This window comes from Cellulomonas sp. P4_H12 (assembly GCF_056400905.1).
The window spans coordinates 79548-100760 of sequence record NZ_JBFUKJ010000003.1; the positions used below are offsets into that span (position 1 = coordinate 79548).

The 21213-nt window shown below is 73.0% G+C and carries 16 protein-coding genes; 6 read left to right on the forward strand and 10 right to left on the reverse strand.

What is annotated here, in order from left to right; genetic code table 11:
• Nucleotides 1-49 precede the first annotated feature (49 nt).
• The 4 genes from AC1DQC_RS03015 to guaA form a co-directional block, all read right to left on the reverse strand.
• Nucleotides 50-607 carry an aromatic ring-opening dioxygenase LigA gene (locus AC1DQC_RS03015; RefSeq protein ID WP_477049754.1) on the reverse strand — a complete coding sequence of 186 codons (558 nt, stop codon included), beginning with the start codon at nt 605-607 and terminating at the stop codon, nt 50-52.
• 123 nt (nt 608-730) lie between these two features.
• Complete coding sequence (locus AC1DQC_RS03020; protein WP_477049755.1) at nt 731-1864, reverse strand: glycosyltransferase family 4 protein; 1134 nt, start codon at nt 1862-1864, stop codon at nt 731-733.
• 51 nt (nt 1865-1915) lie between these two features.
• A complete protein-coding gene (locus AC1DQC_RS03025) occupies nt 1916-2329 on the reverse strand; it encodes a DUF3817 domain-containing protein (RefSeq protein WP_477049756.1) in 414 nt (137 codons plus the stop codon).
• A 122-nt stretch (nt 2330-2451) separates the two neighbouring features.
• A complete protein-coding gene (gene guaA, locus AC1DQC_RS03030; protein WP_477049757.1) occupies nt 2452-4038 on the reverse strand; it encodes a glutamine-hydrolyzing GMP synthase in 1587 nt (528 codons plus the stop codon).
• Nucleotides 4039-4137: 99 nt separating this feature from the next.
• Between guaA and AC1DQC_RS03035 the strand changes: the two genes are divergently transcribed.
• Genes AC1DQC_RS03035 through arfB form a run of 3 tightly spaced genes read left to right on the forward strand, consistent with a single transcriptional unit; the run spans nt 4138 to nt 8145 of the window.
• On the forward strand, nt 4138-5985 hold the full coding sequence (locus AC1DQC_RS03035) for an ABC transporter ATP-binding protein (protein ID WP_477049758.1): 1848 nt from the start codon (nt 4138-4140) through the stop codon (nt 5983-5985).
• Nucleotides 5982-7715, forward strand: a complete 1734-nt coding sequence (locus AC1DQC_RS03040; protein ID WP_477049759.1) for an ABC transporter ATP-binding protein — start codon at nt 5982-5984, stop codon at nt 7713-7715. The genes AC1DQC_RS03035 and AC1DQC_RS03040 overlap by 4 nt, the downstream gene beginning before the upstream one ends.
• A 1-nt stretch (nt 7716) precedes the next feature.
• Nucleotides 7717-8145 carry an alternative ribosome rescue aminoacyl-tRNA hydrolase ArfB gene (gene arfB, locus AC1DQC_RS03045; protein ID WP_477049760.1) on the forward strand — a complete coding sequence of 143 codons (429 nt, stop codon included), beginning with the start codon at nt 7717-7719 and terminating at the stop codon, nt 8143-8145.
• A gap of 22 nt (nt 8146-8167) precedes the next feature.
• Here arfB and AC1DQC_RS03050 read toward each other — a convergent pair whose 3' ends face one another.
• Nucleotides 8168-9187 carry an SURF1 family protein gene (locus AC1DQC_RS03050; protein WP_477049761.1) on the reverse strand — a complete coding sequence of 340 codons (1020 nt, stop codon included), beginning with the start codon at nt 9185-9187 and terminating at the stop codon, nt 8168-8170.
• Nucleotides 9188-9467: 280 nt separating this feature from the next.
• Here AC1DQC_RS03050 and AC1DQC_RS03055 point away from each other — a divergent pair, with 280 nt between their 5' ends.
• The 3 genes from AC1DQC_RS03055 (at nt 9468) to AC1DQC_RS03065 (ending at nt 15388) form a co-directional block, all read left to right on the forward strand.
• Nucleotides 9468-11945 (forward strand): phosphoketolase family protein, encoded by a 2478-nt coding sequence (locus tag AC1DQC_RS03055; protein WP_477049762.1) that lies wholly within the window; start codon nt 9468-9470, stop codon nt 11943-11945.
• Between the two features lie 78 nt (nt 11946-12023).
• Nucleotides 12024-14096: a phosphate acetyltransferase gene (gene pta, locus AC1DQC_RS03060; RefSeq protein WP_477049763.1), complete on the forward strand. Its 2073-nt coding sequence runs from the start codon at nt 12024-12026 to the stop codon at nt 14094-14096.
• A 5-nt stretch (nt 14097-14101) separates the two neighbouring features.
• On the forward strand, nt 14102-15388 hold the full coding sequence (locus AC1DQC_RS03065) for an acetate/propionate family kinase (protein WP_477049825.1): 1287 nt from the start codon (nt 14102-14104) through the stop codon (nt 15386-15388).
• 130 nt (nt 15389-15518) lie between these two features.
• On the opposite strand, the gene AC1DQC_RS03070 is transcribed toward AC1DQC_RS03065, so the two are convergent.
• Genes AC1DQC_RS03070 through AC1DQC_RS03090 form a run of 5 tightly spaced genes read right to left on the reverse strand, consistent with a single transcriptional unit; the run spans nt 15519 to nt 21213 of the window.
• Complete coding sequence (locus tag AC1DQC_RS03070; RefSeq protein ID WP_477049764.1) at nt 15519-17150, reverse strand: succinic semialdehyde dehydrogenase; 1632 nt, start codon at nt 17148-17150, stop codon at nt 15519-15521.
• Nucleotides 17151-17208: 58 nt separating this feature from the next.
• The gene (ptsP, locus tag AC1DQC_RS03075; protein WP_477049765.1) at nt 17209-18918 is read right to left on the reverse strand and encodes a phosphoenolpyruvate--protein phosphotransferase; all 1710 of its coding nucleotides are present in this window, start codon (nt 18916-18918) and stop codon (nt 17209-17211) included.
• Nucleotides 18915-19193 carry an HPr family phosphocarrier protein gene (locus AC1DQC_RS03080; protein ID WP_370504995.1) on the reverse strand — a complete coding sequence of 93 codons (279 nt, stop codon included), beginning with the start codon at nt 19191-19193 and terminating at the stop codon, nt 18915-18917. Before AC1DQC_RS03080 ends, ptsP begins: the two co-directional genes overlap by 4 nt.
• A gap of 56 nt (nt 19194-19249) precedes the next feature.
• Entirely contained in the window at nt 19250-20761 is a 1512-nt protein-coding gene (locus AC1DQC_RS03085) for a PTS fructose transporter subunit IIC (protein ID WP_477049766.1), read from the reverse strand.
• The gene (locus AC1DQC_RS03090; protein WP_477049767.1) at nt 20758-21213 is read right to left on the reverse strand and encodes a PTS sugar transporter subunit IIA; all 456 of its coding nucleotides are present in this window, start codon (nt 21211-21213) and stop codon (nt 20758-20760) included. The genes AC1DQC_RS03085 and AC1DQC_RS03090 overlap by 4 nt, the downstream gene beginning before the upstream one ends.

Sequence of the window (21213 nt, forward strand, 5' to 3'; positions counted from 1 at the left end):
TGGGCACGACAACGGCCGAGGGCAAGAGCGCCCTCGGCCGTCGTCGTGCTCAGGCGGTGGGTCCGCTGGGCGGCGGCAGCGGCGTCGACGTGCTCGTCGGCGCCGGTGTCGCGGTCGGGGCGGCCGTCGGGATCGGGTCCGGGTAGGCCTTCGTCGAGACGGCCGGGTCGGCGATCACCGCGGCGGCGTCGACCGCCTTGCGCAGTGCCCAGCCGATGAGGATGAACACGACGCCGATGCCGACCACCAGCAGTGCGACGCCGAACGCCACGACCGAGGTGAACAGCGAGGCCCGCAGGAACGACGCGGTCATGACGGTCTGTCGGGTCGGGTCGTCCTGCCCCAGCTCGGCGTACGTCTTGCCGCCCGACGCCTCGAGCGCGTGGGTGTTGATGATGTCCGCCTGGAACCAGGCCTCCCACGGTGTGTCGACCAGCTGACCACCGAAGGCCTGCGCGTCGTCGGAGACGGTGATCTTCTCGGCAGCGAGGTTGCTGGCGACGGCTCCCCAGGTCACGCCGCCGGCGATGATGAAGATGATCCCGAAGATGATCGTGATCAGCCCGAGCACCCGGACCGTCTTCGGACTGCGTGTTGTCGTCGCCATGTCTCCCTCTCAGAACCCCCAGCAGGACGGGTCCGACCCCCCGGACCCGGTAGGCCGCACGGCCCATGACTGAATCGCCCAACAAGGCGACTCTAGGGGAGGAACCGGGCGAATCGGCGAAGGTCAGGCAAGTGCGTGTGCGCGGGCGTACTCGGCGTCCGCGGCGCCCAGCACGTCGTCCCAGCCGAAGGCGGGCCGGACCGCGCGGTTGTGGGTGAGCATGCCCTCGAGGAGGCGCCCGTCCCGGGCGAGCTGCACGATCGCCTCGGTCATCTCGGCGTCGTCGGCGACCAGCAGCCCGTCGACGCCGTCCTCGACGAACTCGGCGATCCCCGTGCCCCGGCGCGCCACGACGGCGAGCCCGGCCGTGCGGGCCTCCAGGGCGGCGATCCCGAACGCCTCGAGCTCGGCCGGCGCCAGGAACACGTCGGCGTCGGCGTACGCGGCCCGCACCTGGGGCCGGGTGAGCCGGCCGCGCAGCTCGACCACGTGCTGCAGCCCCTGCCCCGCGACCGCGGAGGCCACGCGGCCCTGGGCCGGGCCGGAACCGATGACCGACAGGTGCACCCGGTCCGGGGGCAGCCGCCGGGCGGCCGCACCCACGAGCTCCACCAGGGGGACGGCGCGCTTGCGGGGGGCCAGGCGCATGGTCGAGACGAGCCGCAGGGGTCCGTGCTCGCCGGGCCGCCCGCGCCCCTCGGAGAAGCTCTTGGGCGCCCAGAGGTCCAGGTCGAGCCCGTTGGGCATCACGGCCACCTCGGTGCCGAACACCTCCCGGACACGCGCCGCTGCGGCGTGGCTGACGGCGCTCAAGGCGGCCGGGGTGCGGTGCCAGCGCGTGCGGTTGACCAGCGTGCGCAAGGCGCCGACCACCCCGTCGAGCATGCAGTGCCAGGTGATCGCCGTCGGCAGGCCGTGGTCGAGCGCGAGGCGTGCGCCGTCGTACGCGAACGGCGACAGCACGCCGGCGTGCACGTGGACGACGTCGGGCCGCAGGGCGTCGAACGCCTCGCGGAACAGCCGCGGCCCGGCGGGGTTCACGGGCAGGTCGAACGGGATCCGGGCGCCCAGCCGGTGCACGTGGACGCCGTCCTCGAGGTCCACGACGCCGCCGCGCTCCCCGCCGACGCCCAGCGTCGCCGTGAGCACGTGGACCTCGTGCCCGGCGGCCACCTGTCGGGCGGCGAGGTCACCGACCTGCGACTCGATCCCACCGGTACGCGGCGCGTAGCAGTCGGAGACGTGGACGATCAGCACGCGCCCACCCTAACCAGGCGAACTGGACGACCGTTCATCATCCGGGACACGTCACCCGCGTGCGCCACCCGCGGCCTCGATCCGCGCCAGCGCCTGCGCGTGCACCTTGCGCTCGAGGATGAACGACATGACCGGCACGACGCCCGCCGCCGCCATCGTGGCGAGCCGCCCGAGCCGCCAGCGCATCTTCGACCAGAGATCGAACACCGTCACCAGGTAGACGACGTAGATCCAGCCGTGGGCGTAGGCCACCCAGGCGCCGATGACCGGGTTCGGGTGGCCGGACGCGTCGACGCCGCCGGCGTGGAACACGTACTTGAGGATCAGCTCGAGGCAGAGCAGGAGCAGCATCGTGCCGGTGATCCACGCGAGGACGCGGTACCGCTTGGTCGCCCCGGCGGCCTTGCGGACCCAAGGGTCGGCCGTGGTCGTCGCGGGGCTGGTCTGCGGGATGCTGTCGCTCACCGGACGATTCTCCCCCATGGCGAGGGCAGGTCCGGTCGGTTCCCGGCAGAACCGCACGTCCTGCCACGGCGCGGGCAGCGCCGGGAGGACGACGGGGCAGAAACCCCGTCAGCGCCGGCGGGTCACTCCCACTCGATCGTGCCCGGCGGCTTGCTGGTCACGTCGAGCACCACGCGGTTGACCTCGGGCACCTCGTTGGTGATCCGGGTCGAGATCGTCGCCAGCACGTCGTACGGCAGGCGGGTCCAGTCGGCGGTCATGGCGTCCTCCGACGAGACGGGCCGGAGCACGACCGGGTGCCCGTACGTCCGACCGTCGCCCTGGACGCCGACCGACCGCACGTCTGCCAGCAGCACCACGGGGCACTGCCAGATGTCGCGGTCCAGGCCTGCCTTCGTGAGTTCCTCGCGGGCGATGACGTCGGCCGCCCGCAGGATGTCGAGGCGCTCGCGCGTGACCTCGCCGATGATCCGGATGCCCAGCCCGGGGCCGGGGAACGGCTGGCGCCAGACGATGCCCTCGGGCACCCCGAGCTCCAGGCCGACCGCGCGGACCTCGTCCTTGAACAGGGTGCGCAGCGGCTCGACGAGCTCGAACTGCAGGTCGTCGGGAAGCCCGCCGACGTTGTGGTGCGACTTGATGTTCGCCGCACCCTCGCCGCCGCCCGACTCGACGACGTCGGGGTACAGAGTGCCCTGCACGAGGAACTTCACGTCCTCGCCCTCGCCGGCCTCCTCGATGACCGCGCGGGCGGCGTCCTCGAACACCCGGATGAACTCGCGGCCGATGATCTTCCGCTTGGTCTCGGGGTCGGTGTGGCCGGCCAGCGCGTGCAGGAACCGCTCCCGCGCGTCGACGACCTTGAGCTGCACGCCGGTCGCGGCCACGAAGTCCTTCTCCACCTGCTCGGCCTCGCCCGAGCGCAGCAKGCCGTGGTCGACGAACACGCAGGTCAGCTGGTTGCCGACGGCCTTCTGCACGAGCGCCGCGGCGACGGACGAGTCGACGCCGCCGGAGAGCCCGCAGATCACCCGGGCGTCGCCCACCTGCGCACGGATCTTGGCCACCTGCTCGGCGACGACGTTGCCCGCGTTCCAGTCGGCGGCCAGCCCCGCACCCTCGTACAGGAAGTTCTCGAGCGCCCTCTGGCCGAGCGGCGAATGCTTCACCTCGGGGTGCCACTGCACGCCGTACAGCCGCCGGGAGCGGTCCTCGAAGGCGGCGACGGGGCTTCCCGACGACGTCGCGAGCACCTCGAAGCCCTCGGGCGCGGCGTGCACGGCGTCGCCGTGGCTCATCCAGACGGTCTGCGACGACGGGCTGCCGGAGAGCACGGTGCCCGCGGACGTCACCTCGACGGCCGTCCCGCCGTACTCGCGCTGCCCGGTCTGGGCGACCGTGCCGCCCAGCGCCGCGGCCATCGCCTGGAAGCCGTAGCAGATGCCGAGCACCGGGACGCCGGCCTCGAACAGGGCGGGGTCGACGAACGGCGCACCCGTGGCGTACACCGACGACGGGCCACCGGACAGGATGATCGCCGCAGGGTCCTTCGCCAGCAGGTCCGCGACCGACGCCGTGTGCGGCACGATCTCGGAGTACACGTTGGCCTCGCGCACGCGGCGCGCGATGAGCTGCGCGTACTGGGCGCCGAAGTCGACGACGAGCACGGGGCGATGGGTGGTGGCGGCCGGGTCGGGCGTCTGCGTCACGCCCTCAGGGTAGTCGGCGCGGGGACCCCGTCCGTCCGTCGTCCGTGCCCCGGAAAACGGTTCGAGGAGTGTCGGTACCGCCCCGTAACGTTGCACCTCGTGCGTTCCCTCCCCCTCGACGACCCTGGTACCCCGCCGCTGAGCGGGCCCACAGCCCTGCTCTGGTGGCTGGCCCGGCGTCAGTGGGGCATCCTCCTGACCGCGGTCGCCCTCGGCGTCGTCATGTTCGCCTGCCAGGCGCTCACCCCGTACGTGGTCGGTCACGCGATCGACGACGGCCTGGACAGCGGCTTCGGACCCGACCTGTGGCGCGCGTGCGGCACCCTGCTGGCGCTCGGCCTGGTGATCACCACCACGTCGGCCATCGGCCACCGCTACGACATCGCGAACTGGCTGCGTGCCGCGTTCACGTCGTCCCAGCTGGTCGGCCGGACAGTCTCGCGGTCGGGCCACGCGATCACGTCGGAGCTGCCGACGGGCGAGGTCGTCTCGGCCGTCGCCAACGACGCCCTGCGCATCGGCGAGGTCTACGCGCTGGCCGCCCACTTCCTCGGCAGCCTCGTCGCCTACGGCGTCGTGGCCGTCCTCATGCTCAACGTCTCGGTCCCCCTCGGCCTGGTCGTGATCCTCGGCCTGCCGACGGTCGCCGCGATCCTCGGCCTGCTGGTCAAGCCGTTGTCGCGCCGGCAGGCGGCCCAGCGCGAGGCCTCGGGCCGGCTGACCACGCTGGGCGCCGACACCGTCTCCGGGCTGCGCATCCTGCGGGGCATCGGCGGCGAGGGCGTGTTCACCGGTCGCTACCGCGAGCAGTCGCAGGAGACGCGCCGCCGCGGGGTCGAGGTCGCCAAGACCCAGTCGGTGCTCGACGCACTCCAGGTGCTGCTGCCGGGCACGTTCGTCGTCGTCCTCCTCTACCTGGGCGCGCACATGGCCCTGGCGGGCACCATCACGCCGGGACAGCTGGTCTCGACGTACGGCTTCGCGGCGTTCCTGTCGTGGCCGGTGCAGAACGCGACGCAGATGCTGCAGGCCGCGACGCGCGCGCACATCGGGGCGACCAAGGTGGTCAAGGTGCTGCGGGTGGTCCCGGCGTCGGGCGCGACCGACGGGACGGCGACGCCGCCCGAGCCGCACGTGCCTCTGGTCGACGAGGTCAGCGACCTGCGGCTGGAGCCGGGCCGGGTGCTCGCGCTGGTCAGCGCGGACCCCGACGAGTCGGCGCGCATCGCGACGCGGCTCGGTCGGTTCGACGACGAGGCGGAGAAGGACACCCCGGTCCGGCTCGGCGGCGTGCTGCTGGCGGAGCTGGACAAGGACGCGGTGCGCGAGCGCATCGTGGTCGCCGAGGCGACGCCGCACCTGTTCTCGGGCGCGCTCGAGCACGAGCTCGATGTCCGCGGCGGGGCGACCCAGGAGGACCTGCTCCGGATCATCGCGACGGCCGACGCGCACGACGTGCTGGACTCGGTGCCCGACGGCCTGGCCGGCGAGCTGCCCGAGAAGGGCCGGTCGCTGTCCGGCGGCCAGCGTCAGCGCGTCGCGCTCGCGCGGGCGCTGCTCATCGACCCCGAGATCCTCGTTCTCGTCGAGCCGACCAGTGCGGTCGACGCGCACACCGAGGCGCGGATCGCGGCACGGCTGGCCGACGTCCGACGGGGACGCACCACGCTCGTCGTCACCGCGAGCCCGCTGGTGCTCGACCACGTGGACGAGGTCGCGTACGTGCAGGACGGCGTCGTCCGCGCCCGTGGCACGCACGACGAGCTGCTCGCGCACGGCGGGGGCGACCTCGAGGTCGCGCGAGCCTACCGGGCGGTCGTCGGGCGGCAGATGGACGAGGAGGCGCTCGAGAACCGCGCGGTCGAGGACCTGGCGGACGACGAGCGGCTGCACGAGGAGCTGCTGGCGGCCCAGACGGCCGGAGACACGAACGGAGGACAGTCATGAAGCTCCCCATCGCCGACTCGGCGACCGTGCGGGCCTACACCGGCCTCCTGATGCGCAAGCACCGTCGGCCGCTGACCGTCATCGCGGTCCTGCACACGCTCGCCGCGACGGCCGGCCTGGCCGGCCCGTGGATCCTCGGCCTGCTGGTCGACGCGGTCAACGACGGGACGACCGTCGGCTACGTCAACACGCTCATCGCCATCGGCGCCGCGGCGGTGCTCACGCAGACGGTGATCATCCGCTTCGCGCAACGCTCGTCCATGGTGTTCGGCGAGGAGGTCTTCGCCGAGCTGCGCGAGGAGTTCATCGAGAAGGTCACGGCGCTGCCGCTGTCGACGGTCGAGCGGGCCGGGACGGGCGACCTGGTCGCGCGCACCACCAACGACGTGAACAAGCTGCAGCACGCGGTGCGCTTCGGCGTCCCGCGCGTGATCGTCGCCGTCGTCACCATCACGCTGACCATCGTCGCCTGCCTGGTCATCTCGCCGCTGGTCTCGGTCGCGATGTTCATCGGCGTCCCGACGCTCGTCATCCTCGTCCGCTGGTACCTCAAGCGCGCCACGCCCGCGTACCAGCGGGAGTCGGCGGCGTACGCGACGCTCAACGGCACCATCACCGAGTCGGTCGAGGGCGCGCGCACGGTCGACGCCCTGCGCCTCGGCCGCCGCCGGATGGCCCGCGTCGACGACGACCTGCGCGAGGCGTTCGCCGCCGAGAAGGCGACGCTGCGCCTGCGCACGATCCTGTTCCCGGGCATCGACGGGGCGTTCGTGCTGGCGCCCGCCGCGGTCCTGTTCTGGGGCGGCTACCTCGCCTCGCAGGGGCACGTCACGGTCGGCGCCGTGACCACAATCGTCCTGTACACGTACCAGGTCACCGGACCCGTGTGGGAGCTGATCTTCTGGATCGACGAGATCCAGGTGGCCGCTACGTCGCTCGCCCGGATCGTCGGCGTGCAGCTGGTGGAGCCGGACCGGACGTCCCGCGAGGGCACACCCGTGGACGAGGACATCGCCGCGCGGGACCTGACCTACGCGTACCGCGAGGGTCACAACGTGCTGCACGGGATCGACCTCGACCTGGCCGCGGGCGAGCGGCTGGCCGTGGTCGGCCCGTCCGGGGCCGGCAAGTCGACTCTCGGCCGCATGCTCGCGGGCATCCACCCGCCCACGGGCGGCTCAGTGACGGTCGGCGGCGTGCCGCTGGTCGACCTCCCGCTCGAGGAGCTGCGGGGGCACGTCGCGCTCGTCACGCAGGAGCACCACGTGTTCGTCGGCACGGTCGCGGACAACCTGCGGCTCGCGCAGGAGGACGCCGACGCGGCCGCGCTGGAGCGCGCGCTCCGGGCGGTCGACGCCTGGGAGTGGGTGCAGGCGCTGCCCGACGGGCTGGCCACCGAGGTCGGCTCCGGCGGCGCCGCTCTGACGCCGGCGCAGGCGCAGCAGATCGCGCTGGCCCGCCTGGTGCTGCTCGACCCGCACACGCTCGTGCTCGACGAGGCGACCTCGCTGCTCGACCCCCGCGCCGCCCGGCACCTCGAGAAGTCGCTCTCCGCGGTGCTCCAGGGCCGGACGGTCGTCGCGATCGCCCACCGCCTGCACACCGCGCACGACGCGGACCGGGTGGCCGTGGTCGACGCCGGCCGCATCACGGAGATCGGCCCCCACGACGAGCTGGTCGCCGCTGGCGGCGACTATGCCGCGCTGTGGCACTCGTGGCAGCACGACTGACATGACCGGCCCACTTACGCTGCGCGGGGGCGTCGTCGTCCCGGACGACGCCCTCGCGTGGCGCTTCTCCCGGTCGAGCGGGCCGGGCGGGCAGTCGGTGAACACCACCGACTCCCGGGTCGAGCTGACGGTCGACCTCGCCCGGATCGCGTGGACCAGCCCCACCCAGCAGGACCGGGTGCTGGCCCGGCTCGCGAGCAGGCTGCGGGGCCAGCTGCTCACGGTGAGCGCGCAGGAGTACCGGTCGCAGCTGCGCAACCGCGAAGCCGCGCTGACCCGGGTGCACGCCCTGCTCGACGAAGCCCTCGCTCCCCCGGGACCGGCCCGACGGGCCACGCGGCCGAGCCGGGGTTCGCAGGTGCGCCGGGTGCAGGGCGAGCAGAAGCGCCGGGCCGTCAAGGAGCTGCGGCGCCGGCCGCCGCTGGGCTGACGGCGACTCTCGCGACGGACCGTCAGGCCGGAGCGGCACCCGTCGGGCCGGGATCGCTCGTCGGCTCCGCGCCGGACCCGCGCGCCTCGTCGCGGACCAGCCGCAGCCACAGCAGCACGGCGAACGCGCCGAAGATCCACCACTGCGCGGCGTAGGCCAGGTTCTGGATGTTCAGGCCCGAGCCAGGCTTGGTCGGCGGGTCGAGGAGCACCACCGACGACGCCTGCGCCGGGTCGGAGGACGCGACCACGAGGTAGCCCGTGTAGATCGGACCGCCCCACGAGTTCAGCAGCTCGGCGGAGCTGATGCCGTCGGTGCGCCCGTCGGCGATGCCGGTCCCGGCCTCCTCGGACGCCTGCAGGTAGCCGGTGAGGTCGACCGGTCCGCTCGGCGGCTGGTCGGCCTCGGCGGGCGTGGCCACCCAGCCGCGCACCACCGGGAGCACGGCGTCGCCGTCGGCGGTGTGCAGCGGCGTCAGGACGAGGAACCCGGTGGTGCCGTCGTGCGCGCGGCCGGTGACCAGCAGCTGGCCGTCGGCGTCGTACGTACCGGTCACGGAGACCTTGCGGCCGACGAGGTCGCCGGTGAACGTGGTCTGCGGCGCGAGCTCGTCCGAGAGCGGCACGGCGGGCGCCGCGACGAGCTCGGCGGTGCGACGTTCCGCGGCGGCCGCTCCGTGCACCTGAGCCCGGTCCAGCTGCCACACACCTAGGCGCGCGCACAGCGCGGCAGCGGCGAGCAGCAGGACGAGCAGCAGCAGCATCCGGGGCCGGACGGCCGCTCGCAGCATGGTCGTCGGGGGGCGGCGCGTGGCCTGCTCCCACGCGGGGACCGGCCTGGCCTGCGCGGCGAGCGGAGGCGGCTCCTCGTCGTGCCCGGACGAGCTCGCGCCTGGCGCGGACGTCGCGACGCTCGCGCCTGGCGCGGCCGGTGAGGCTTGCCCCGCGACGCTCGCGCCACGCGAGTCTGCGGCGTCCCTGGACCGGGCGACCGGCACCGCGGCACGCTCGCGCGCGACGGCTCCGGGGCTCTGGTCGGTCACGCCTCACGGTACCTCGCGCCCCGGTGCTCCCCGGAACGGGCCGGACCCCCGGCCGAGCCGCCCACAGCCCCGCTGACCTGCGCACGCGTCCCCGGTCGACGCCATCGTGCGTTCCGCGTGCGTTCGCCCACAGCATGCTGCACCCGGAGGCGGAGTGCGGTTGTATGGCGGGAGGGCGTGCGGGCGCGACGGCGGGACCTAGGTCCTCCGGTCGGGACGGCGTCCCCCGCAAGAGTGGCGACAGGCCGGCACATCGCCGGAGCGACGACTGGGGAGTGCGATGACCACGACGACGTCGGTAGGCACGGCATGGCGGACCGGGAGCGGGGAGGCGGTCGACACCGAGACCCTGAACCGCATCGACCGATGGTGGCGGGCCGCCAACTACCTGTCGGTGGGCCAGATCTACCTGCTGGACAACCCCTTGCTGCGCGAGCCCCTGTCGCGTGACCACGTGAAGCCGCGGCTGCTCGGGCACTGGGGCACCACGCCCGGCCTCAACTTCCTCTACGCGCACCTCAACCGCGCGATCAAGGAGCGCGAGCAGTCCACGATCTACGTGACCGGACCCGGCCACGGCGGCCCGGGGCTCGTCGCMAGCGCGTACCTCGACGGCACGTACTCGGAGTACTACTCCGACATCACCGAGGACACCGAGGGCATCCACCGGCTGTTCCGGCAGTTCTCGTTCCCGGGCGGCATCCCGAGCCACGTGGCTCCCGAGACGCCGGGGTCGATCCACGAGGGCGGCGAGCTCGGCTACGCCCTGAGCCACGCGTACGGCGCGGCCTTCGACAACCCCGACCTGCTGGTCGCCACGGTCGTCGGCGACGGCGAGGCGGAGACGGGCCCGCTGGCCACCAGCTGGCACTCGAACAAGTTCGTCAACCCGGAGAAGGACGGCGTCGTCCTGCCGATCCTGCACCTCAACGGCTACAAGATCGCGAACCCGACGGTGCTCGCGCGCATCCCGGACCACGAGCTCGAGTCGCTCATGGTCGGGTACGGCCACAAGCCGCACATGTTCGTCGCGGGCTTCGACGACGAGTCCTTCGAGAGCGTCCACCGCCGGTTCGCCACGCTGCTGGACGAGGTGCTCGACGAGATCGCGGAGATCAAGCGCAGCGCGCACGCGGGCAACGAGCAACGGCCGCAGTGGCCCATGATCGTGTTCCGCACCCCGAAGGGATGGACGGGCCCGGACTACATCGACGGCAAGAAGACCACGGGTTCGTGGCGCGCCCACCAGGTGCCGCTGGCCAACGCGCGGGACACCCCGGAGCACCTGGACGTGCTGCGGCAGTGGCTGGAGTCGTACCGGGTCGGCGAGCTGTTCGACGACGAGGGCCGCCTGCACGCCGACATCCGCGAGCTGGCGCCCGCCGGTCCCCTGCGCATGAGCGACAACCCGCACGCGAACGGCGGCGCGCTGCTCAAGGACCTGCGGCTGCCCGACTTCCGCGAGTACGCGGTCGACGTGCCGGTGCCGGCGGGATCGCTCAGCGAGGCTCCTCGCGTCCTGGGCGACTGGCTCACCGACGTCATCCGGCTCAACCCGGACAACTTCCGGATCTTCGGGCCCGACGAGACGGCGTCCAACCGGCTCCAGTCGGTGTTCGCCGTGACGGACAAGCAGTGGAACGCGGAGTTCTTCGGTCCGGACGTGGACGAGCACCTCGCACGCGCCGGACGGGTGCTGGAGATGCTGAGCGAGCACCAGTGCCAGGGCTGGCTGGAGGGCTACCTGCTGACCGGGCGGCACGGCCTGTTCAACTGCTACGAGGCGTTCATCCACATCATCGACTCGATGTTCAACCAGCACGCCAAGTGGTTGAAGGTCACCGACGACATCCCGTGGCGCCGGCCCATCGCGAGCCTGAACTACCTGCTGTCCAGCCATGTCTGGCGCCAGGACCACAACGGGTTCAGCCACCAGGACCCGGGCTTCATCGACCACGTGGTCAACAAGAAGGCCGACGTCATCCGGGTGTACCTGCCGCCGGACGCGAACACGCTGCTGTCCACGTACGACCACTGCCTGCGCAGCCGGCAGTACGTCAACGTCGTGGTCGCGGGCAAGCAGCCGGCCCCGAACTTCCTCACCATGGACCAGGCGATCGCGCACTGCACGCGCGGTCTGGGCATCTGGGACTGGGCCGGGTCGGAGGTGGCCGGCGAGAAGCCCGACGTCGTGCTCGGCTGCGCCGGCGACGTCCCGACCCTCGAGGTGCTGGCGGCGGCCGACATCCTGCGGCGCGAGCTGCCGGACCTCAAGGTGCGCGTGATCAACGTGGTCGACCTGATGCGCCTGCAGGACGAGCGGGAGCACCCGCACGGGCTGTCCGACGCCCAGTTCGACGGTCTCTTCACGGACGACAAGCCCGTGATCTTCGCCTACCACGGCTACCCATGGCTCATCCACCGGCTCACGTACCGGCGCCACGGGCACAACAACATCCACGTCCGCGGGTACAAGGAGGAGGGCACGACGACGACGCCGTTCGACATGGTCATGCTCAACGACCTCGACCGGTTCCACCTCGTCATCGACGTCATCGACAACGTTCCGCACCTGCGCACGGCGCAGGCCAACCTGCGGCAGAAGATGGTGGACGCTCGGCTGCACGCACGCGAGTACACCCGCGCGCACGGGGACGACCTGCCCGAGGTCCGGGACTGGGTGTGGCCCGACGCGCAGGACGCCGCCGATTCAGGACAGGTGGCCGCCACCATCTCGACGGGCGGCGACAACGAGTAGCACGACCTCCGCCGTGGGGCGGGCGGGAACCCGCCCGCCCCACGGTCACCGTTCCACCAGCTCCAGGAGACGCCGACCGTGGCCCGCAGCATCTACGTGACCTCCCCCGAGGGGGACTCCGGCAAGTCCATGATCGCGCTGGGTCTGGTCGACCTCCTCGCGCGCACGGTGCAACGCGTCGGGGTGTTCCGGCCGGTCGCCCGCTCGACCGACGTGCGCGACTACGTGCTGGAGCTCCTCCTCGAGCACGACGGCGTCGACCTGACGTACGACGAGTGCGTCGGGGTCACGTACGAGCAGGTGCTGGACGACCCGGAGCAGGCGCTCGCGCAGATCGTCGCGCGCTACCACGACGTCGAGCGGCGCTGCGACGCCGTGGTCGTCGTCGGCACCGACTACACGGACGTGGCGGGCCCGACCGAGCTGGCCTACAACGCTCGGATCGCGGCCAACCTGGGCGCCCCCGTGGTGCTGGTGATCAATGGTGGGCACCGCAAGCCGGCGGTCGTCGCGCAGGTGGCCGACGTCGTGGTCACGGAGATGACAGCCAACCACGCGCAGGTGGTGTCGATCGTCGCCAACAGGTGCGCGCCGGGCTCGGTCAGCGGCGTGCGGGACGCGCTGCGGGCCGGCACCGGCCTGCCCGCGTGGGCGGTCCCCGAGAACCCGCTGCTCACGGCCCCGACCGTCCGGCAGCTGACCGATGCGGTGCACGGCACGCTCATCGCCGGCGACGAGACGCTGCTGGCGCGTGAGGTGCTCGACGTGCTGGTGGGGGCCATGTCCGTCGAGCACCTGCTGAGCCGGCTGACCGACGGCGCCGTGGTCATCACGCCGGGCGACCGCTCGGACGTGCTGCTCGGGCTGCTCGTCGCGCACCAGGCCGAGGGCTTCCCCTCGCTGGCGGGGATCGTCCTCAACGGTGGGTTCCGGCCCGCGCCCCTGATCGCCCGGCTGGTGGAGGGGCTCGGCAGCAGGCTGCCCATCATCAGCACCGAGCTGGGCACCTTCCGGTCCGCGAGCGCGGCCGCGGACACCCACGGCACCCTGTCGGCCGACTCCCAGCGCAAGGTCGACACCGCGCTGTCGCTGTTCGAGCAGCACGTCGACGGTGCCGCCCTGCTGGCCGCGCTCGACGTCGAGCGACCCGAGGTGGTCACGCCGCTGATGTTCGAGTTCGCCCTGCTCGACCGCGCACGAGCCGACCGCAAGCACGTCGTCCTGCCGGAGGGTGAGGACGACCGGATCCTGCGCGCGGCGTCGACCCTGCTGCAGCGCGGCGTCGCGGACCTGACGATCCTCGGCGAGGAGTCGGCGATCCGGACGCGCGCCACGGAGCTCGGGCTGGACCTCGACGCGGCGGCCATCATCGACCCCCGCTCGAACGACCTGCTCGAAGGGTTCGCCGAGCAGTACACCGAGATGCGCAAGCACAAGGGGATGACGCTCGAGCGGGCGCGGGAGATCGTCACGTCGGTCTCGTACTTCGGCACGATGATGGTCCAGCTCGGGCTCGCGGACGGCATGGTCTCCGGGGCCGCGCACACCACGGCCCACACCATCAAGCCGTCGTTCGAGATCATCAAGACCGCGCCCGGCGTCTCCAACGTGTCGAGCGCGTTCCTCATGTGCCTCGAGGACCGCGTGCTGGTCTACGCCGACTGCGCCGTCATCCCTGACCCGACCGCCGAGCAGCTCGCGGACATCGCGATCTCGTCGGCCGGCACGGCGGTGCAGTTCGGCATCGAGCCGCGGATCGCGATGCTGTCGTACTCCACGGGCGAGTCGGGCTCCGGCGCCGACGTGGAGAAGGTCCGCGCCGCGACCGCCTTGGTCCGGCAGCGCCGGCCGGACCTGTCGGTCGAGGGCCCGATCCAGTACGACGCCGCCGTCGACGCGTCCGTCGCCAAGACGAAGATGCCGGACTCGGCGGTGGCCGGGCGGGCGACGGTGTTCATCTTCCCGGACCTCAACACCGGCAACAACACGTACAAGGCCGTGCAGCGCTCCGCCGGCGCGGTCGCCATCGGCCCGGTCCTGCAGGGCCTGCGCAAGCCGGTCAACGACCTGTCGCGCGGCGCACTGGTGCAGGACATCGTCAACACGGTCGCGATCACGGCGATCCAGGCGCAAGCAGAGGAACCCTCGTGACCCCGATCAGCCAGCCCACCCCAGGCTCAGCCCACGGCGCGCACGGCAGCGTGCTCGTCGTGAACTCCGGGTCGTCGTCCATCAAGTACCAGCTGGTCAACCCGGTGGGCGGCGAGGCGATCGCGTCCGGCATCGTCGAGCGGATCGGCGAGGACGAGGGGTCGGTCCGGCACACCTACGGCGGCAACACGACGGAGCGCAACGACCCGATCGCCGACCACGGCGCCGGGCTGCGGGCCGTGCTGGCGCTGTTCGACGAGGTCGGACCGGACCTCACGCAGGCGCACGTCGTCGCCGTCGGCCACCGCGTGGTGCACGGCGGCGCAGTCTTCGGCGCCCCGGTGGTCGTCGACGACGAGGTGATCGCGCAGATCGACGCCCTCTCCCCGCTGGCGCCGTTGCACAACCCGCCCAACCTCACCGGCATCCAGGTGGCGCGCGAGCTGCTCCCCGACGTGCCGCACGTGGTGGTGTTCGACACCGCCTTCTTCCGCACGCTGCCCGAGGCCGCCGCGACGTACGCGATCGACCGGGAGGTCGCGCGCACGCACGGGGTCCGGCGTTACGGGTTCCACGGCACGTCCCACCAGTACGTCTCTGGCAAGGTCGCACGCGTCCTCGGCCGCCGGATCGAGGACCTCAACCAGATCGTCCTGCACCTGGGCAACGGCGCGTCGGCCTCCGCCGTGCGCGGCGGCGTCGCGGTGGAGACCTCGATGGGCATGACCCCGCTCGAGGGGCTCGTCATGGGCACGCGCTCGGGCGACATCGACCCCGCGGTCCTGATCCACCTGCAGCGCAACGCCGGGCTGTCGGTCGACGAGGTGGACGACCTGCTCAACCGCCGGTCCGGGCTCAAGGGCCTCGCGGGCGAGAACGACTTCCGCGAGCTGCACTCGCTGATCGACGCCGGCGACGAGGACGCCGTCCTCGCGCTCGACGTCTACCTGCACCGGCTGCGCAAGTACATCGGCGCGTACCACGCGGTGCTCGGGCGGGTCGACGTCATCACGTTCACGGCCGGCGTCGGCGAGAACGACCCGATCGTCCGCGCCCGGGCGCTCGAGGGCCTCGAGTCGCTCGGCATCGCGGTCGACCCGGACCGCAACGCCGGGCGCAAGAAGGAGCCGACGATCATCTCCCCGGACTGGACCAGCACGCTGGTCATGGTGGTGCCGACCAACGAGGAGCTGGCCATCGCGCGTCAGGCCGTCGCGACGATCGAGGCCGCCGGCTACGAGGGCATCAGCGACGAGACGGACCCCGCCCCGGCAGCGACGGGCCACGCCTGAGGTCGAGTCCAGACGTCTGACCGCCCGGGTGCGAGCCGGCGACCAGGCCATGAGGGTCGCGACCGACCTTGATGGCGCGCCTCATGGCCTGCTCGACGTCGACGACTCGACGCTCGCAGCCCGCAAAGCCCTACGGCAGCCGGAGCGCCTTCATCGCGCGCAGGGCCTCCGTGTAGATGCGCGGCCAGGTCTCGGTACCGAGGTCGAAGAGCCGGTGCAGGCCGATCCCGGGGGCGCCGAGCACGCCGTGGACGCCGTGCTGGACGGCGACGGTCTGCGTCCGCGTGGTCTCCCAGAGTCCCTCGCGACCGTGCCGGTGGCCGATGCCGGACGCCCCGACGCCGCCCTGCGGCGCACCGACCGAGCCCCACGTCGCGACGTAGCCCTCGTTGACGTTGACCGACCCGGCGCGCACGCGCTCGGCCAGGGCGGCGCCGCGGCGCGTGTCGGCGGTCCAGATGCTGGCGTTCAGGCCGAACTCGCTGTCGTTCATCGCGGCGACGGCCTCGTCGTCGGAGGCGACGCGGTAGATGCTCACCACCGGGCCGAAGGTCTCCTCGCGGGCCAGGCGCGCCTCGGTGGGGACGTCCGTGAGGATCGTGGGCTCGTAGAACCACGGCCCGAGGTCGGTGCGGTGCACTCCCCCGGCCAGGACGGTGGCGCCTTGCCCGACGGCGTCCTCGACGTGCTCGACGACGGTGGCCAGCTGCGCGGCGGAGGCCAACGAGCCCACGTCGGAGCGGTAGTCGAGCCCCGACCCCAGGCGGAGCGCCCGGGTGCGGCGGACGAAGGCCTCGGTGAACTCGTCGGCCACGTCCTCGTGCACGTAGATCCGCTCGATGCTCACGCAGACCTGCCCGGTCCCGACGAACGACGCCCGCACGGCCCCCTCGGCCGCGACCTCGACGTCCACGTCGTCCGCGACGTACATCGGGTTCTTGCCGCCGAGCTCCAGGGTGGCCGGCACCAGCCGCTCCCCCGCCTGCGCGGCGACGATCCGGCCCGTGCGCGTCGACCCCGTGAAGCTCACGTGGTCGACCTGCTCGACCACCGCCGCGCCGACCGTCGGCCCGTCGCCGACGACCACCTGGAGCAGCCCGTCGGGCAGGCCTGCCTCCTCCAGGAGCTCGGCCGCCCACAGCGAGGTGAGCGCCGTCTGCGGGTCGGGCCGCAGGATCACCGCGTTGCCGGCCACCAGGGCGGGCAGCACGTCGCCGAGCGTGAGCGTCAGCGGGAAGTTCCACGGCGCGACGATGCCGACCACGCCGACGGGGTGCCGCAGGACGCGGGTGGTCGTGAGACCGGGAATCAGACCCTGGACGCGGCGCGGCGCGAGGTACCGACCGGCGCGCGCGGCGTAGTGCCGGGCCACGATCGCGATGTCGCAGACCTCCTCGAACGCCGAGACGCGGGCCTTGCCCGACTCGACCTGGATGAGGTCGAGGACGTCGCTCTGCCGCGTGAGGATCAGGTCGTGCACCCGGGACAGCACCGCCGTGCGGTCGCGCAGGGGACGCGCGGCCCACAGCCGCTGGGCTGCGCGGGCGGTCTTGGCGGCGCGCGCCACGTCCTCGGGCGTGGACAGCGGGATGGCGGCGATCGGACCGCCCGTGAACGGGGCGTGCGACGTGAACACGTCCGCTCCGGGCGACGCCACGACGCGACGCAGGAGCGGGCGGACGTCGTCCGGCTCGAGCACGTAGGTCGCGAGCGGGTCGGTCTCGGGGTCGTAGAGCTCGGTGTGTCCCGGGTCGTGCGCCATACGGGCGAGGGTACGCGCGGCTCCTGGGGAAAACCGCGCGCCGCGCGAGTCGCAGCCCCTACACGCCCAGCGTCGCCCGCACCTCGTCCTCCAGCAGCGCGACGACGGCGGCCCGCGCGTCGAGCGCGGACGGTGCCGCGAGCGCGGCGGCCGCCATGGTGGCGCACTGCGCGGTGGTGTGGCGCCGCAGCGCGTACCGCACGGCAGGGACGGCGCCGGCCGACATCGACAGGCTGGTCACGCCGAGCCCGACGAGCACGAGCGCGAGCACGGGGTCGGACGCGGACTCGCCGCACACCCCCACGGGCTTGCGGGCGTCGCGGCCCGCGCGCGCGGTGGCGTCCACCAGGTCGAGGACCGCGGGCTGCCACGGGTCGAGCAGGTCAGCGAGCTCGCCGCGGAGCCGGTCCGTCGCCATCGTGTACTGCGCGAGGTCGTTGGTGCCCAGGGAGACGAAGTCCACCTCGGCCAGGATCTCCTGCGCCCGCAGCGCGGCGGCCGGCACCTCGATCATGACGCCCACGGTCGCGACCCCCGCGGCGCGTGCCCGGGTGGCGAACGCGCGCGCCTCGGCGGCGGTCGCGATCATCGGCGCCATGACCCACGGGGTCGTCCCGGTCTCGGCCTGCGCGGCGGCGAGCGCCTCGAGCTGCGTGTCCAGCAGCTCCGGATGGGTCCGGACCAGGCGGTAGCCGCGGACGCCGAGCGCGGGGTTCTCCTCGTCGGGCTGCGTGGCGAACGCCAGGGGCTTGTCGGCGCCGGCGTCGAGGGTGCGGACGACGACCTTGCGGTCGCCGAACGAGCGCAGCACCCGCGCGTACACCGCGGCCTGCGCCTCCCGGGTCGGGGCGACGGCGCTCTCCAGGAACAGCACCTCCGTCCGGAACAGCCCGACGCCCTCGACCGCGCCGCCGGCCACGCGCGCCGCGTCCTCGGCGGTGCCGATGTTCGCCAGCAGCGCGACGGCGCGACCGTCGGCGGTGCCGCCGGGTGCTCGGTCGGACTCGAGCGCGGTCTCCACCTCGGAGCGCCGGACCAGCTCGGCCCGCAAGGCGTCGTCCGGGTCGACGGTGAGCGTGCCGTCGGCGGCGTCGACCGCGACGTCGACCCCGTCGGCCAGCGACGTCGCGCCCGTCACGCGCACCAGGCACGGCAGTCCGAGCTGCCCGGCGATGATCGCGGTGTGGCCGGTCGGCCCGCCCAGCTCCGTGACGATGGCGAGCACGTTCGCCAGGTCGAGGGCGGCGGTGTCGGCCGGCGCCAGGTCCTTCGCGACGATGACCGACGGTCGGTGCAGCGCCGGGACGCCGGGTGCGGGCAGGCCCATCGCCTGCGCCACCACCCGGTCGCGCACCGAGCGCAGGTCGGTGACCCGCTCGGCCAGGTACCCGCCCGCCTGCTGGAACATCGTCGCGAACATCTCGACGACGCCGTCGATCGCGCTCACCACGGGCTCGCCGGAGTCGATCCGCTGCAGGACGCCGCTGCGCAGCGCCTTGTCGTCGGCCATCTGCGCGGTGGCCGCGAGGACGTCCTTCACCGTGCCCGCCGACCGCCCCGACTGCTCTCGCAGCGCGGCGGCCACGTCGGCGAAGGCGGACTCCACCACGCGGTGGGCGGTCGCCGCGTCGGCGGGGAGCCCGTCGACCAGCAGCGGCGCGTCGCCCGGCACGTGCGGGGCGGGTCGCACCTGGGCGACGGGTCCGACGACGGCCCGCCGTCCCACCCCGACGCCCTGGAGCACGTGCGGGGCGCTGACCGTGCTCACGATGCTTCCTCGGCGTCCAGGTCGGTCGCCAGCAGGTCGACCAGGCCGTCGAGCGCCTCGTCGGCACCCTCGCCCTCGGCCTCGAGCGTGACCTCCTCGCCGCTCGGCACCCCGAGCGACATGACGAACAGGATGCTGCCGGCGTCGACCGGCTCGCCGCCCGGGCGGGCGATGGTGACGGGCAGCCCGGTCTCGGCGACGGCCTGCGTGAACAGCATCGCGGGGCGGGCGTGGAGGCCGACGCGGGACGCGACGACGACGGTGCGCTGGGGCATGACGGTTCTCCGATCGGGGGCCGCCCGGCCACGGTGCCGGGCGGCGGGTGGATGGGTCAGGCGGCCGTGGCGACGAGCGCCTGGGCGTCCGCCTCCTGCTCGGCCTTGACGAACTCGTTGGTCCGGGCGCTCTTCAGGGCGACGACGAGCACGGCGGTGACGACCATGCCGACGGCGACCGCCATGAGGAACCCGAGCGGGTTGGAGATGAGCGGCAGCACCCAGATGCCACCGTGCGGCGCGCGCTGCGCGGATCCGACGGCCATCACGAGGGCGCCGGTGACGCTGGAGCCGACCAGCGAGGAGACGATCACGCGCCAGGGGTCGGCGGCCGCGAACGGGATCGCACCCTCGGAGATGAACGAGAGCCCCAGCAGCCAGGCGGCCTTGCCGTTCTCCCGCTCGGCGTGCGTGAACAGCTTCTTGCGGACGACCGTCGCGAGCGCCATCGCCAACGGAGCGACCATGCCGGCGGCCATGACCGCGGCCATGATCCGGTACTGCACCGCGTCGGTGGCCAGACCCTCGGTGGCCAGACCGGTCACCGCGAACGTGTACGCGACCTTGTTGATCGGGCCGCCCAGGTCGAAGCCCATCATGGCGCCCAGGAGTGCACCGAGCAGGATGAGGTTGGAGCCCGACAGGCCGTTCAGCCAGCTGCTCAGGCCGTTCATCAGGCTCGCGATGGGCTGCCMGATGATGAGGAACATCACGAGCCCGACGACGAACGTCGACAGCAGCGGGATGACCACGACCGGCATCACGCCGCGGACGCCCTTGGGCACGTTCCAGCGGCTGATCCACAGGGCCAGGAACCCGGCCATGAAGCCGGTGRCCAGGCCGCCGAGGAACCCGGCGCCGACGGCCACGGACACCGCGCCGCCGACGAAGCCGGGCACCAGGCCGGGCCGGTCGGCGATGGCGTAGGCGATGAACCCGGAGAGCACCGGCACGAGGAAGCCGAAGGCGACGACGCCCGTCTGGAAGAGAAGCGCCGCCCAGTCCATGCCGCTCGTGGCGCTGAAGTCGTTGAGCAGGTGCGTCACGGGGATCTTGGTCACCTCGATGACGCCCTGGCTGCCCCCGGCGAACTGGGCGACCATGAACCCCAGCGCGATGAGGATCCCGCCGGCGGCGACGAACGGGATCATGTAGGAGACGCCGGTCATGAGCCACTGCCGGACCTTGGTGCCGGCGCCGGCGTTGCGGTCCACCTTGGTCACCGGGGCGACCGGACCCGCGGGCGTGCCGGCCGGCACCCCGGCCTCGACGGCGGCGACCGCCGCCGCGATGACGCCCGGGGCGTCGTGCACGGCCTTCTTGACGCCGACGTCGACGAACGGCTTGCCGGCGAAGCGCTCCTTGTCCCGGACCTCGAGGTCCGCGGCGTAGATCACCCCGTCGGCCGCCGCGATGATCGCGGGGTCCAGGGGGGTCGAGCCGGCCGCACCCTGGGTCTCGACATGGACCTCGTGGCCGGCGGCCTTGCCCGCCTGCTCGAGGGCCTCGGCGGCCATGTACGTGTGCGCGATGCCCGTGGGGCAGGAGGAGACGGCGACGAGCTTCATGAGGGGACCACCTCTCGGGTGACGATGTCGGCGACGGTGGCTGCATCGCCGGCGTCCTTGAGGGACGTACGGAAGGACTCGTGGACCAGGCGGCGGGCGAGCGCCGCGAGGATCTTGAGGTGGTCGCCGTCGCCCTCGGTGGGGGCGGCGATGAGGAACACGAGGGTCGCGGGACCGTCGGGGGCGCCGAAGTCGACTCCGGCGGCGACCTTGCCGACCGCGAGGCTCGGCGCGGTGACGAAGCTCGACCGGGCGTGCGGCAGGCCGATCCCGCCGGGCATGCCGGTGGCCATCTGGGCCTCGCGGGCACGCACGTCGGCGTGGAACCCGTCGGCGTCGGTGACGCGGCCGGCCCGGAAGAGCAGGTCGATCAGCTGACGGGTCGCGTCGTCGCGGTCCGTGGCGACCAGGTCGACGGCGACGAGGTCCGGGGTGATCAGTGGGGTGCTCAC

Coding starts and splice junctions, on each gene's coding strand:
- AC1DQC_RS03015 (WP_477049754.1), bottom strand. CDS start 607: ATGGCGACGACAACACGCAGTCCGAAGACGGTCCGGGTGCTCGGGCTG.
- AC1DQC_RS03040 (WP_477049759.1), top strand. CDS start 5,982: ATGAAGCTCCCCATCGCCGACTCGGCGACCGTGCGGGCCTACACCGGC.
- arfB (WP_477049760.1), top strand. CDS start 7,717: ATGACCGGCCCACTTACGCTGCGCGGGGGCGTCGTCGTCCCGGACGAC.
- AC1DQC_RS03070 (WP_477049764.1), bottom strand. CDS start 17,150: ATGGCGCACGACCCGGGACACACCGAGCTCTACGACCCCGAGACCGAC.
- AC1DQC_RS03080 (WP_370504995.1), bottom strand. CDS start 19,193: ATGCCCCAGCGCACCGTCGTCGTCGCGTCCCGCGTCGGCCTCCACGCC.